Genomic DNA, 255 nt, shown 5'->3' on the forward strand with positions numbered 1-255 from the left:
GCCAGTGCTCGCCATAGTCATAAAAGCCCGCCTGCTGCCAGACCGTCAGACGCAGGAAACCGATGGCGCCCAGAATGCAGCCAAGCGTCAGGCCCGTCGGGATTTCCCTGAGCAGCACCCGCCACCAGTCGGAAAGCTTCAACTCACCGAGCGCCAGCGCCCGGATGATGAGCGAGGTGGCCTGCGAACCCGAGTTGCCGCCCGACGACATGATGAGCGGAATGAACAGCGTCAGCACCACGGCTTTTTCCAGCT

Annotated in this window: 1 protein-coding gene; it reads right to left on the reverse strand. The window is 62.7% G+C overall.

What is annotated here, in order from left to right:
* On the reverse strand, positions 1-241 hold a 241-nt coding region (locus SB816_RS33345; protein ID WP_410548421.1), incomplete at its 3' end, for a magnesium transporter.
* Positions 242-255: the final 14 nt, after the last annotated feature.

It is taken from the genome of Achromobacter sp. SIMBA_011, from assembly GCF_046535435.1.
In the GTDB taxonomy this organism is placed as follows: domain Bacteria; phylum Pseudomonadota; class Gammaproteobacteria; order Burkholderiales; family Burkholderiaceae_B; genus Achromobacter; species Achromobacter dolens.